The sequence below is a fragment of the Pseudomonas sp. WAC2 genome, from assembly GCF_030403525.1.
In the GTDB taxonomy this organism is placed as follows: Bacteria; Pseudomonadota; Gammaproteobacteria; order Pseudomonadales; family Pseudomonadaceae; genus Chryseomonas; species Chryseomonas luteola.
In genome coordinates this window covers 12511-25639 of the sequence record NZ_JAUEPD010000006.1, presented here as the reverse complement: position 1 = coordinate 25639, position 13129 = coordinate 12511, and the positions used below count along the sequence as shown (strand labels likewise).

General features: G+C 54.3%; 8 protein-coding genes and 1 tRNA gene. 3 read left to right on the top strand and 6 right to left on the bottom strand.

Features of this window, described 5'->3' with window-relative positions:
• Positions 1–28: 28 nt before the first annotated feature.
• The 6 genes from rpsA to uvrB all read right to left on the bottom strand — a co-directional run bounded on the left by rpsA (position 29) and on the right by uvrB (position 9697).
• A complete protein-coding gene (gene rpsA / locus QWJ10_RS14045) occupies positions 29–1708 on the bottom strand; it encodes a 30S ribosomal protein S1 (RefSeq protein ID WP_010797902.1) in 1680 nt (559 codons plus the stop codon).
• 147 nt (positions 1709–1855) lie between these two features.
• Positions 1856–2542 carry a (d)CMP kinase gene (gene cmk / locus QWJ10_RS14040; RefSeq protein ID WP_074825215.1) on the bottom strand — a complete coding sequence of 229 codons (687 nt, stop codon included), beginning with the start codon at positions 2540–2542 and terminating at the stop codon, positions 1856–1858.
• Positions 2539–4746, bottom strand: coding sequence for a bifunctional prephenate dehydrogenase/3-phosphoshikimate 1-carboxyvinyltransferase (locus QWJ10_RS14035; protein ID WP_289927811.1), 2208 nt, complete (start codon positions 4744–4746; stop codon positions 2539–2541). The genes cmk and QWJ10_RS14035 overlap by 4 nt, the downstream gene beginning before the upstream one ends.
• Positions 4747–4762: 16 nt before the next feature.
• Positions 4763–5875 (bottom strand): histidinol-phosphate transaminase, encoded by a 1113-nt coding sequence (gene hisC / locus QWJ10_RS14030; RefSeq protein ID WP_289927295.1) that lies wholly within the window; start codon positions 5873–5875, stop codon positions 4763–4765.
• Positions 5876–6086: 211 nt separating this feature from the next.
• The gene (gene gltX, locus QWJ10_RS14025; protein WP_289927294.1) at positions 6087–7568 is read right to left on the bottom strand and encodes a glutamate--tRNA ligase; all 1482 of its coding nucleotides are present in this window, start codon (positions 7566–7568) and stop codon (positions 6087–6089) included.
• A gap of 119 nt (positions 7569–7687) precedes the next feature.
• The gene (gene uvrB, locus QWJ10_RS14020; RefSeq protein WP_289927291.1) at positions 7688–9697 is read right to left on the bottom strand and encodes an excinuclease ABC subunit UvrB; all 2010 of its coding nucleotides are present in this window, start codon (positions 9695–9697) and stop codon (positions 7688–7690) included.
• Positions 9698–9994: 297 nt separating this feature from the next.
• Here uvrB and QWJ10_RS14015 point away from each other — a divergent pair, with 297 nt between their 5' ends.
• The 3 genes from QWJ10_RS14015 to QWJ10_RS14005 all read left to right on the top strand — a co-directional run bounded on the left by QWJ10_RS14015 (position 9995) and on the right by QWJ10_RS14005 (position 13122).
• Positions 9995–11191: an amino acid aminotransferase gene (locus QWJ10_RS14015; RefSeq protein ID WP_289927289.1), complete on the top strand. Its 1197-nt coding sequence runs from the start codon at positions 9995–9997 to the stop codon at positions 11189–11191.
• A 66-nt stretch (positions 11192–11257) separates the two neighbouring features.
• Positions 11258–11333: transfer RNA gene (locus QWJ10_RS14010), tRNA-Asn, on the top strand.
• Between the two features lie 271 nt (positions 11334–11604).
• Positions 11605–13122, top strand: coding sequence for an amino acid permease (locus QWJ10_RS14005; RefSeq protein WP_010797895.1), 1518 nt, complete (start codon positions 11605–11607; stop codon positions 13120–13122).
• The last annotated feature ends 7 nt before the right edge of the window (positions 13123–13129 follow it).

Genomic DNA, 13129 nt, shown 5'->3' with positions numbered 1-13129 from the left:
CACCCTTTTCTTAGAAAACCTAAGGTGATTAACCCTGGTTTTCCATCTGCGCCTTGATCAGGTCACCGATAGTAGTCGGGCCTGCGCTCGGCTCCTGCTTGTTACGCAGGGAAGTCATCGCTTCCTTCTCATCGTCAACATCCTTAGATTTGACGGAAAGGCTGATCACGCGGCTCTTACGATCGATGCTGATGATCTTGGCTTCAACTTCGTCGCCTTCCTTCAGAACGTTACGCGCATCTTCAACGCGATCACGGCTGATTTCAGAAGCCTTCAGAACGCCTTCGATCTCATGGCCCAGAGTGATGATGGCGCCCTTGGCGTCAACTTCCTTCACAGTACCACGAACGATGGTGCCCTTCTCGTTCAGAGCAGCGTAGCTGGAGAACGGATCGTCTTCCAACTGCTTGATGCCCAGAGAAATGCGCTCACGCTCAGGATCAACGGACAGGATAACGGTATCCAGCTCATCACCCTTCTTGAAGCGGCGTACGGCTTCTTCGCCCGGCTCGTTCCAAGAAATATCGGACAGGTGAACTAGACCGTCTATGCCACCATCCAGACCAATGAAAATACCGAAGTCAGTGATGGACTTGATAGTACCGGAGATACGATCGCCCTTGTTGAACTGACCGGAGAACTCTTCCCATGGGTTCGGACGGCACTGCTTGATACCCAGAGAGATACGACGACGTTCTTCGTCGATATCCAGAACCATAACTTCCACTTCGTCGCCAACCTGTACGACTTTGGACGGGTGGATGTTTTTGTTGGTCCAATCCATTTCGGATACGTGTACCAGACCTTCAACGCCTTCTTCCAGCTCAGCGAAGCAGCCGTAATCAGTCAGGTTAGTAACACGAGCCTGAACACGTGTACCTTCTGGGTAACGCGCCTTGATAGCAACCCATGGGTCTTCGCCCAGCTGCTTCAGGCCCAGGGATACGCGGTTACGCTCGCGATCAAACTTCAGAACCTTAACGTCGATCTCGTCACCAACATTAACGATTTCGGAAGGATGCTTGATACGCTTCCATGCCATGTCAGTGATGTGGAGCAGGCCATCTACGCCGCCCAGATCAACGAACGCACCGTAGTCGGTGAGGTTCTTGACGATACCGCGAACCTGCTGACCTTCCTGCAAGGACTCCAACAGCGCTTCACGCTCGGCACTGTTCTCAGCCTCAAGAACGCTACGGCGAGAAACAACAACGTTGTTGCGCTTCTGGTCAAGCTTGATGACCTTGAACTCTAGCTCTTTGCCTTCCAGGTGGGCAGTGTCACGCACAGGACGGACATCAACCAGGGAGCCTGGCAGGAAAGCACGGATGCCGCTAACGTCAACAGTGAAACCACCCTTGACCTTACCGTTGATAACACCCTTGACCACTTCGTCAGCGTTGAACGCAGCTTCCAGGACCAGCCAGGACTCAGCGCGCTTGGCTTTCTCGCGAGACACTTTGGTTTCGCCGAAACCGTCTTCCACGGCATCGAGAGCCACATGGACTTCATCGCCCACGTTGATGGTCAGCTCGCCTTGTTCGTTGTAGAACTGCTCGAGCGGAACAAGACCCTCAGATTTCAGGCCAGTGTCGACAACTACCCAGTCACCATCGATGGAAACCACAGTACCTGTGATGATGGCACCCGGTTGCATGTCGAGGGATTTCAGACTTTCTTCAAAGAGTTCTGCGAAGCTTTCGCTCATGTTTATACCTGTAATGTTGGGTACACGATGCACCCGATCTACCGCATCACCAGCCAATGCGGGGTTCGTTATCAATATCCAGCAGACAGGTTGAGACTGGTTCCTGCCTGCCTTCACCAAATATCCCAGGATAGGATAGTTTGGCTGTCATCCTGCCAGGTCACGCTCGGCGGCCAATGCGAGGATGTGGTCGAGCACTTGTTCAATCGAGAGATTCGTCGAATCCAGGACAATGGCATCATCTGCCGGCTTGAGTGGAGCGACGGTGCGCTGAGTATCACGCTCGTCGCGCTCACGAATCTCTTCGAGGAGACCCGGCAAAGTAACACTTTCGCCCTTTTTCTTCAACTGAAGATAGCGCCGTCTGGCGCGTTCTTCGGCGCTAGCGGTCAGAAATATCTTTAATTCCGCATCTGGGAAAACCACGGTTCCCATATCCCGACCATCCGCAATAAGGCCAGGCGCCTCGCGAAAGGCTTTCTGTCGCTGCAACAACGCTTCACGTACAGCCGGCAGGATCGCCACCTGTGAAGCGCCTGCCCCGATATCTTCGGTTCGAATGAAGTCGGTAACATCCTCCCCCTCTAGGACAATGCGCTGACCATGCTCATGCCCAGCCTGGAATTGCACGTCCAGATACGCCGCCAACGCCTTGAGTGACTCTTCATTCGTCAGGTCAACGCCATGGTTGCGCGCTGCGAAGGCCAGCAGGCGATAAAGCGCTCCGGAGTCCAGTAGATTCCAGCCCAGACGGCGGGAAAGAAGTGCCGCGATAGTGCCCTTCCCAGAGCCTCCAGGCCCATCGACTGTAATAACCGGAGCGGTACTCATCATACGGAAGCCTCTTCTTTCACACGAATCCCAGCTTTAGCTGCCAGTTCAAGAAAGCCGGGAAAGGAAGTTGCAACATTTGCACAATCACGGATTCGTATCGGTGCGCTCGCTCGCAGCGAGGCCACACTAAACGCCATTGCGATGCGATGATCACCATGACTTTCCACATCTCCGCCACCCATGGAGCCGCCCTCGATCACGATTCCATCAGGCGTAGGAGTAGCACTTACACCCAGTACTTTCAAACCATCGGCCATGACCTGAATACGGTCAGACTCCTTGACACGCAACTCTTCCGCACCTCGCAGAACGGTACGCCCCTGAGCACAACTGGCGGCAACAAACAGAACCGGGAACTCATCAATTGCCAGCGGCACCAACGCTTCCGGTATTTCGATTCCCTTCAACGTAGCTGAACGGACGCGCAGATCAGCTACAGGTTCTCCCCCTACCTCACGCTGATTCTCAAGCGTAATGTCGCCACCCATCAGGCGCAGGATATCGATGACCCCGGTACGAGTAGGATTGATACCCACGTGTTCAAGAACCAACTCGGAGTTTTCCGCAATGCTTCCGGCCACCAGGAAAAAAGCTGCCGAGGAAATATCTGCAGGTACTTCGATACGATTGGCAGTGAGCGTGGAGCCCGAGCGCACTCTTGCCACATTACCTTCTACCGTCACCGGATAACCAAACCCCTGCAACATTCGCTCGGTGTGATCACGCGTCGGAGCAGGCTCAGTAACCGATGTCTCCCCTTCGGCATACAGGCCTGCCAGCAATAGGCAGGACTTAACCTGGGCGCTGGCCATGGGCATGTCGTAATGGATACCTTTGAGCTTCTGTCCGCCGCGAATGGTCATCGGTGGCCGTCCCTGCTCTGCTGTTTCGATAACAGCCCCCATCTCCCGCAATGGATCGGCAACCCGGTTCATGGGGCGCTTGGAGAGCGAGGCATCACCGGTCAGGGTGGTATCAAATGCCTGAGCGGAAAGAATCCCGGACAACAGTCGCATTGAGGTGCCTGAATTTCCTAGGTATAGCGGACCTGCAGGCGCTTTGAGGCCATGCAATCCCACACCATGAATGGTTACACGACCATTGGTGGGCCCCTCGATGACGACCCCCATATCACGGAACGCCTGCAGCGTAGCGAGGGCATCCTCACCCTCAAGGAACCCTTCCACCTCTGTCGTTCCATCCGCCAGGGAGCCCAGCATGATTGATCGATGCGAAATGGACTTATCTCCGGGCACTCGAACGCGTCCGGACAACGAGCCGCCAGGATTGGCGATATAGGTAAGATCTTTAGTTTGCATAGCGTCCACATAGGCCCGGCGGGCCAGTATTTTGCCGAAATGCTCGCGGGCAACCCGGGCGCGGGTAAAGACACCCAGCAGCTGATGCCCATCCTGTGTAATGACAGCCTGACGCAATGCATCCAGGTCGTCACGAAATGTATCCAGTGTCCGCAGTACGGCTTCCCGGTTGGCTAGAAAAATATCGTGCCACATGACCGGATCACTGCCAGCGATACGGGTGAAGTCTCGAAAGCCACCAGCGGCATAACGAAATATCTCAAGGTTCTCACTACGCTGGGCGAGCGAATCAACCAGGGTAAAAGCCAGCAGATGCGGCAAGTGACTGGTTGCAGCCAACACCTCATCATGGTGGTCAACCGTCATGTATTCAACGTCAGCACCCAGTGCCCGCCAAAGTAGATCAATATTTGCAAGCGCCTCAGCATCCGCCTCATCAAGGGGTGTAAGAATGACTTTGTGCCGCTTGAATAGCTGACCATTAGCCGCCGTAACACCACTCTTTTCAGAACCAGCGATTGGATGCCCTGGGACGAAGCGGAACGCTTTGCCGGCAAAGGCCTTTCTGGCTGCCCGGGCAACGCTACCTTTTGCACTCCCAACATCGGTCAGCACAGCCTGGCCGATGTCGAGAGCCGCAAGCTCTGCAAGGACTCGTTCCATGGCAAGAATGGGAACCGCCAACTGGATAACGTCTGCATTCTGACAAGCAACGGCCAGCTCTGCCTCAGCGCTATCAACAACCTCTAACTCAACCGCTAGACGCCGTGTTTCTCTATCCCGATCTACGCCGACCACTTCATGAAACAGGCCGCTCTCCTTCATGCCCTTGGCAAACGAGCCGCCAATCAGTCCAAGTCCTACTACGACGAGACGACCAAACAGGGGGACCTTTTGCGATTCAACCACGAGCCAGCACCTTGGCAAGCGCCTCAAGGAAACGACTGTTTTCCTCTTTCGTACCAATAGAAACACGAAGGAATGTTGGCATGCCGTATCCAGCGACCGGACGGACAATCACACCCTCTTGCAGCAATGCCTGATAAACAGGCGCGGCCGGTTGCCCGAGATCAACGGCGATAAAGTTTCCCTTAGAAGGAATCCAGGAAAGTCCCAGCTGCTGAAAACGCTGCTCAAACTGAGCCATTCCCTCGTCATTGACCTGACGACTTTTGGCCAAGTAATCAGCGTCATCCATAGCCGCGCATGCTGCAACCAAGGCAAGGCTGTTGACATTGAAAGGCTGTCGTACGCGATTCAGTACATCCGCAATCTCCGCTGAGGAAATGGCATACCCCACCCGTAACGAGGCCAAGCCATAAGCCTTGGAGAATGTACGTGAAACCAGGAGATTGGAGTGGCCCGCCAGATAGCTCAAACCATCCGGCAACTCGTCTCCCTCGGCATACTCAATATAGGCTTCATCAAGCACCACCAACACATTCTCGGGTACCGCCTTCAGAAAGGCCGCCAAAGCGCGTGGACCAAACCAGGTACCTGTTGGGTTATTGGGATTAGCCAAAAAGACGATTCGCGTATGCTCGTCGATAGCCTTGAGCATCGCATCCAGATCATGCCCCCAATTCACCGCGGGAACTGCACGACCTTCGGCACCAATTGCCTGCGTCACCAGAGGATATACGGCAAATGCATGCTCGCTAAATACCGCATTAAGACCAGGAGCTAGGTAAGCGCGTGCAACCAACTCGAGAATATCGTTAGAACCGTTGCCTAAGGTTATCTGATCGATATTGATGCCGCATCGACTGGCAATTTTCTGCTTGAGCTCAAACCCATTGCCATCCGGGTAACGTGTCAGCTCAGCCAGCTCGGCTCTTATCGCCTCAGTTGCCTTGGGACTCGGGCCTAATGGATTTTCATTGCTCGCCAACTTGACGATACGCTGAGGATCCAGTCCCAATTCGCGCGCCAACTCATCGACTGGCTTGCCTGGAACATAAGGTGAAAGTTTCTGCACGCCTGGCAGGGCTTGCGCTAGAAAATCGCAGCTCATTGTAACCTCATAATGGCCGGGCTCCCGGCACCCATTAAACGAATGGGTGCCATGGTAGACCATGCAGCCACGGGAACCCAGCCCAAGGCACAGGATTACTCAACAACAACCGATCTACATGAGTAATACTCATCACCTTGATGCAAGGTAATCAGCCACTTCAAAAGGCCAGAAAAAAGGGCGCCGTAATTGCTCACGTCGCCCTTTTCTATTACCCCAAGGTAGCCAAGAGCTTTTCCCACTCCTTGTTTTCTTTCTTGGATACTCCCCCGAGCAGCTCTATGGCCTGACGCAAGCGGAAGCGTGTGAGGTCGGGACCAAGAATTTCCATAGCATCAAGGACCGAGACAGAGCTGGCCTGTCCAGTGATAGCTGCAAACATCAATGGCATCACGTCTCGCAGCTTGAGCTCAAGTCCCTCGGCCACACCTTGAATACATGCCGTAATATTATCCTTGGTCCACTGCCGTAGCGATTCCAACTTCCAGAGAATCAGCTGCATTACCTGCCGCACCTGATCTGGAGAAAGCTTCTTGTGAGCAAACAATCCCGCATCTAGTGGCAAAGCGCCAGCAAAAAAGAAACTGGCCAGCGGTGCAATCTGACTGAAGGTTTCAACACGCCCTTGTACGTGAGGCGCGATCTTCATCAGGTAGTCAGGGTTGAGCGCCCATTTCTGAACCTCGGCAGCAAATGCCTCCACGCTCAGCTCACGGATCCACTGTCCGTTTAGCCAAGTCAGTTTTTCAATGTCGAAAATAGGGCCGCCAAGCGAGATACGATTGATATCGAAGTGCTCGATCATCTCAGCCAACGTGAACTTTTCACGCTCGTCCGGCATTGACCAACCCATCCGGCCCAAGTAGTTCAACATGGCCTGGGGCAAATATCCCATACGCTCATAGAACGTTACGGACGTCGGGTTCTTGCGCTTGGAAAGCTTGCTCTTGTCTGGATTACGCAGCAGCGGCATATAGCACAGTGCGGGTTGCTCCCAGCCAAAGTATTCGTACAGCTTGATGAGCTTGGGTGCGGAAGGCAGCCACTCTTCGCCACGCAAAACGTGAGTAATGCCCATCAGGTGGTCATCGACCACGTTAGCCAGGAAGTATGTCGGCAAGCCGTCTGCCTTCATTAGAACCTGCATGTCCATGCGGTCCCACGGAATTTCGACATTGCCGCGCAGCATATCCGGCACGACGCAGATGCCTTCTGTTGGCACCTTCATTCGTATGACATGAGACTTACCCTCAGCAATACGACGCTGCGCCTCGGCAGGATCGATATGCATGCAGTGTCCATCATAACGGGGCGTTTCCTTGCGGGCCGTCTGCTCGGCACGCACCTGATCAAGACGCTCGGCCGAGCAGAAGCATGGGAACGCATGTCCCTTGGAGACAAGCTCGTCGGAGTACTTCTTATAAATCTCACCCCGCTCACTCTGACGATAAGGTCCATGTGGACCTCCTACGTCAGGACCCTCGTCCCATTCGATACCCAGCCAACGTAGCGCATCATAGATCTGCTGTTCAGACTCACGCGTAGAGCGAAGCTGATCGGTATCCTCGATACGCAGGATGAACTGACCGCCATGCTGACGAGCAAAGCAGAGATTGAACAAGGCGATGTAAGCGGTACCGACATGGGGATCGCCAGTAGGCGACGGTGCGATACGCGTGCGAACAGTGGTCATGGGAGGTCTCGACACAGAACAATACAAAAGGAGATGGTAGCAGCGGGCAAGCCTTGGCTTCCAGCGCCGAAAACACAAAGGCCCGGCTTTAGGACCGGGCCTTTGTGTTTGACACTCACTCAAGCCGCCATGAGGCGCTCACGCAGTTGCTGGATTTCATCACGCAGTTTGGCTGCGGCTTCAAATTCCAGATCACGCGCCAGCTTGAGCATACGCTCTTCAAGCTGAGCGATCCGCTTGGTGATATCTGCCGGTGAACGCAGCTCGGCCTCATAACGACCGCTGTCCTCGGCTGCCTTGGCGGCACGACGCTTACCGCGGGCACCCGGAACAGCCGCACCTTCCATGATATCGCGGATATCCTTCTTGATTCCCTTGGGCACAATGCCGTTAGCCTCGTTAAAGGCCAATTGCTTGGCTCGGCGCCGCTCTGTTTCATCAATGGCACGCTGCATGGAGCCTGTCATCGAATCGGCATAGAGAATCGCCTTGCCGCTCAGGTTACGTGCTGCACGACCAATCGTCTGGATAAGAGAACGCTCTGAACGCAAGAAGCCTTCCTTGTCAGCATCCAAGATCGCAACCAGCGAAACCTCCGGCATATCCAGTCCCTCACGGAGCAGGTTGATACCGACGAGCACATCGAACGTTCCCATTCGGAGATCGCGAATGATCTCTACCCGCTCTACCGTATCGATGTCAGAGTGCAAATAGCGAACCCGAACATCATGATCGGCCAGATAGTCCGTCAGGTCTTCAGCCATACGCTTGGTAAGGGTTGTCACCAGAACGCGCTCATCCTTGGCTACTCGCAAGCGGATTTCAGAAAGCAGATCATCTACCTGTGTCGTTGCCGGGCGGATTTCAATCTCCGGATCGACCAGGCCTGTCGGGCGCACCACCTGTTCAATAACACGGCCGGCATGCTCTGCTTCATAAGGCCCTGGCGTTGCTGATACAAATATGGTTTGCGGACTCCCCGCTTCCCACTCCTCGAATCGCAGCGGGCGATTATCCAGAGCCGAAGGCAGTCGGAAGCCATACTCGACCAGCGTCTCTTTGCGTGAGCGATCGCCTTTGAACATTGCCCCTATCTGCGGCACGGTTACGTGAGATTCGTCGATCACCAGCAGCGCATCAGAAGGTAGATAGTCATACAGGGTTGGCGGCGGCTCACCCGGAGCACGCCCGGACAGATACCGTGAGTAGTTTTCGATGCCATTGCAGTAACCCAGCTCCATGATCATTTCCAGATCAAAGCGGGTTCGCTGTTCAAGTCGCTGCGCCTCAAGCAGGCGGTTTTGCGTACGCAGGAACTCCAGCCGATCCTTGAGCTCCGCCTTGATATGCTCAATGGCCTCAAGCAGCGTATCGCGTGGCGTGGCGTAATGCGTCTTGGGATAGAAGGTAAAACGCGGCAGCTTTCTGATGACCTCCCCCGTCAAGGGATCGAAGGCAGAAAGATTTTCCACCTCGTCATCAAATAGTTCTACGCGAATAGCCTCAAGGTCAGACTCAGCCGGGTAAATATCGATCACATCACCACGCACCCGAAACGTTGCACGGGAGAACTCCATATCGTTGCGCGAATACTGCAATTCAGTCAGACGCCGTAGCAGCGTGCGCTGGTCGATACGGTCTCCGCGATCCAGATGCAGCACCATCTTGAGGTAAGCCTTGGGATCGCCCAGGCCGTAGATGGAGGATACTGACGCTACGATGATTGCATCACGGCGCTCCAATAATGCCTTGGTTGCCGACAGTCGCATCTGCTCAATGTGGTCGTTGATAGACGAATCCTTCTCGATAAAGGTATCCGAGGAAGGCACATAGGCTTCTGGCTGATAGTAGTCATAGTAAGAGACGAAGTACTCGACGGCATTATCAGGAAAAAAGGCCTTGAATTCGCCGTACAGCTGAGCCGCCAATGTTTTATTGGGCGCCAATACGATCGTGGGTCGCTGAATCTGAGCGATGACGTTGGCGATACTGAAGGTTTTGCCCGAACCGGTCACACCCAGCAAGGTTTGATGTGACAGGCCAGCATTGATCCCTTCGACCATCTGGCGAATCGCCTCCGGCTGATCACCAGCCGGGGTATAACGTGTAGACAATTGAAATGCAGACATGAGCTTCCTCAAGAGGAGATGCAAAGAGCCATCCTGCCCGAGATGCACCCCAAATAACCAACACGAATTCAGCGTTTCGTTGTCTGTACTCCTGGAATGACATTGCTATCCAGACTCTTTTAGATGCGTCCTGACAGCATATTTTTCAAGCATTGAACATTAGTCTAGTTACTGCCAGGCGGAACCTGTTTTTTGTCGCCCCGACAGACGATGCCCGCTATACTGTCACCCCGCTTGCGCACAACGGCAATCGGGTCTTGTGCGTGTTTTCATTCTTCTAAATCGAGCTTGCGCACAATGAGTTTGTTCTCTGCCGTCGAAATGGCTGCCCGCGATCCAATCCTGGGCCTAAACGAAGCCTTCAATGCCGATGCCCGCCCTACCAAGGTTAACCTGGGCGTTGGTGTCTATTACGACGAGCAGGGCCGCATCCCCCTGCTACGCGCCGTGGAAGAAGCGGAAAAGAAACGCATTGTAGCCCGCGCGCCGCGTGGATACCTGCCCATTGACGGTATTGCCGCTTATGACGAAGCAGTGCAAACCCTGCTGTTCGGTCAGGGCTCTCCAGTGATCAGTGAAGGCCGTGTTGCTACCATTCAGGCATTGGGTGGAACCGGTGCATTAAAGGTTGGCGCTGATTTTCTCAAGCGTCTCCTGCCTGATGCTACGGTAGCCATCAGTGATCCGAGCTGGGAGAACCATCGTGCCCTATTCGAGGCGGCAGGCTTCCCTGTACAAAACTATCGCTACTACCATGCTGCCACGAATGGCCTGAACCGCGGCGGCCTGCTGGAAGACCTTAACGCCCTTCCTCCGCATTCCATTGTGGTATTGCATGCATGCTGCCATAACCCGACCGGTGTCGATCTGCAGTTGGACGACTGGAAGGAAGTGCTGGAAGTCATCAAGACGCGCGAGCACGTGCCCTTCCTGGATATCGCTTATCAGGGATTTGGCGATGGCATCGAGGAAGATGCTGCAGCTGTCCGCCTGTTTGCCGAATCAGGTCTGACCTTTTTCGTTTCTAGCTCGTTCTCAAAATCATTTTCTCTCTATGGCGAGCGCGTCGGCGCACTTTCGATCGTAACGGCCGATCGCGAGGAAACCGCTCGAGTGCTGTCGCAAGTCAAGCGTGTGGTACGCACCAATTACTCCAATCCGCCGACGCACGGTGCCACGATCGTTGCGACTGTTCTGCGCGATCCAGAGCTACGCGCAATGTGGGAGGCCGAACTGGCAGAAATGCGTGATCGCATTCGTAGCATGCGCCACGCCCTGGTGGAAGGGCTCAGTGCAGCCGGTGCCAAACGCGATTTCAGCTTCGTCAATGAACAGCGCGGCATGTTCTCTTATTCAGGGCTGACGACCGACCAAGTTGATCGCCTGAAAGCTGAGTTTGGTATCTACGCGGTAGGAACTGGCAGAATCTGTGTAGCGGCACTGAACAGGAACAATCTGGACGCGGTTATCAAGGCTATCGCCGAAGTTCTCTAAGCGTGTTTTTTGTCTAAGGAGAAGTGTTGACTTCTCCTTAGCAATCAGTAAGATACGTTTCGTTGTTCCGCGATAGCTCAGTCGGTAGAGCAAATGACTGTTAATCATTGGGTCCCTGGTTCGAGTCCAGGTCGCGGAGCCAAATTCAAAACCCAGCCAGTGGCTGGGTTTTTTTATGGGCGCAGCCAGGCTTCATGCGGTAGCGTTCATGCAGAAATTCAATGGCGATCAAGCGCCCCGTGTTTTCCTTTTACTGTACACTCCCGCCCTTTTTGCAAACTCTGCTTTGCAATCAGGTGCTGCCATAGCCAGTCGCCTGCACTGTAAAACCCTTCACTGGCAATACCGGTGAGCACTATCCGAGTCTGGAACCTATCACCAGACCCTTGCTGCCCTAGTTGGACCTTTTGTTTATGACTGCCGTCTCCCTCCCTCCGGAACAACCGACCGCCTCGCAGGGGCAATCTACAGCAGAGCAAGCCACCACGGCGGAAAAGCCCCACCTGAACCGGGTACTAAAACCCAGGCATCTGAACATGATTGCCATTGGGGGCTCGATCGGCACAGGACTTTTCGTTGCGTCAGGCGCGACCATCGCCTCAGCAGGTCCTGGTGGTGCCCTGCTCGCCTATGCCCTGATTGGTCTAATGGTGTATTTCCTCATGACGAGCCTCGGCGAGATGGCGGCCTATATGCCCGTCTCAGGTTCCTTTAGCACCTATGGAAGCCGCTTCGTTGAAGATGGTTTTGGCTTCGCCCTGGGTTGGAACTATTGGTATAACTGGGCGGTGACGATTGCAGCCGAGCTTGTCGCTGCGCAGCTGATCATGAGCTTCTGGTTTCCGGATGTTCCCGGAATCATCTGGAGCGCGGGCTTTCTTGCCTTGATGTTTCTGCTCAATGTCTTTTCAGCGCGCGGATTTGGAGAAAGCGAATTCTGGTTTGCCTTGATCAAGGTACTGACGGTAGTTATCTTTATTGGCATTGGCCTCGCCAGCATCTTCGGCATCATGCACGGCGTTGAAGCCCCGGGTTTCTCCAACTTCACGCTTGGTGAAGCGCCTTTCGTGGGTGGTCTTCAGGCCATGGTAGGTGTGGCCATGATTGCAGGCTTTTCCTTCCAGGGAACCGAGCTAATTGGCGTGGCAGCAGGTGAGTCCGAAAATCCGAAAAAGAACATTCCGATCGCTATCCGTCAGGTTTTCTGGCGCATTCTGATGTTCTACATTCTGGCGATCTTTGTGATTGCCATGCTGATCCCTTATACCGACCCACGCTTGCTGCAAAACGAAGCCAGTGATATTAGCGTTTCCCCGTTTACGCTGCTGTTTGAACGTGCAGGCTTCGCTGCTGCAGCTGGCGTCATGAATGCTGTCATTCTTTCTGCCATTCTGTCTGCCGGAACTTCTGGCATGTACGCCTCGACGCGCATGCTGTTTAGCCTGGCCGAGCAGGGTAAAGCCCCCCGTCTGTTTGCCAAGGTCTCGCGAAACGGCATTCCACGTAATGCTCTGTACGCGACTACACTGGTAGGCGCCCTGTGCTTTTTGACTTCGATTGTTGGCGATAAGGTGCTTTATACCTGGCTTCTGAATACCTCAGGCATGTGTGGCTTCATTGCCTGGCTGGGTATTGCCATTTCCCATTATCGATTCCGCAAAGGCTATGTCGCTCAGGGTGGAAGACTCGAAGACCTGCCCTACCGCGCTAAACTCTTCCCCTTCGGGCCGCTGCTTGCATTCGCTTTGTGCCTATTCATTACCATGGGGCAGAACTACACGGCACTGATTGGCGAGCAGATCGACTGGGCAGGTCTGGCAGCAACCTACATCAGCATTCCTCTGTTCCTGCTGATCTGGCTGGGCTACCGCTTCAAGCACCGCAGCCGACTGGTTCGGTACAAAGAGATGGACCTGAGCTCTAGTGATTGACGCCTTT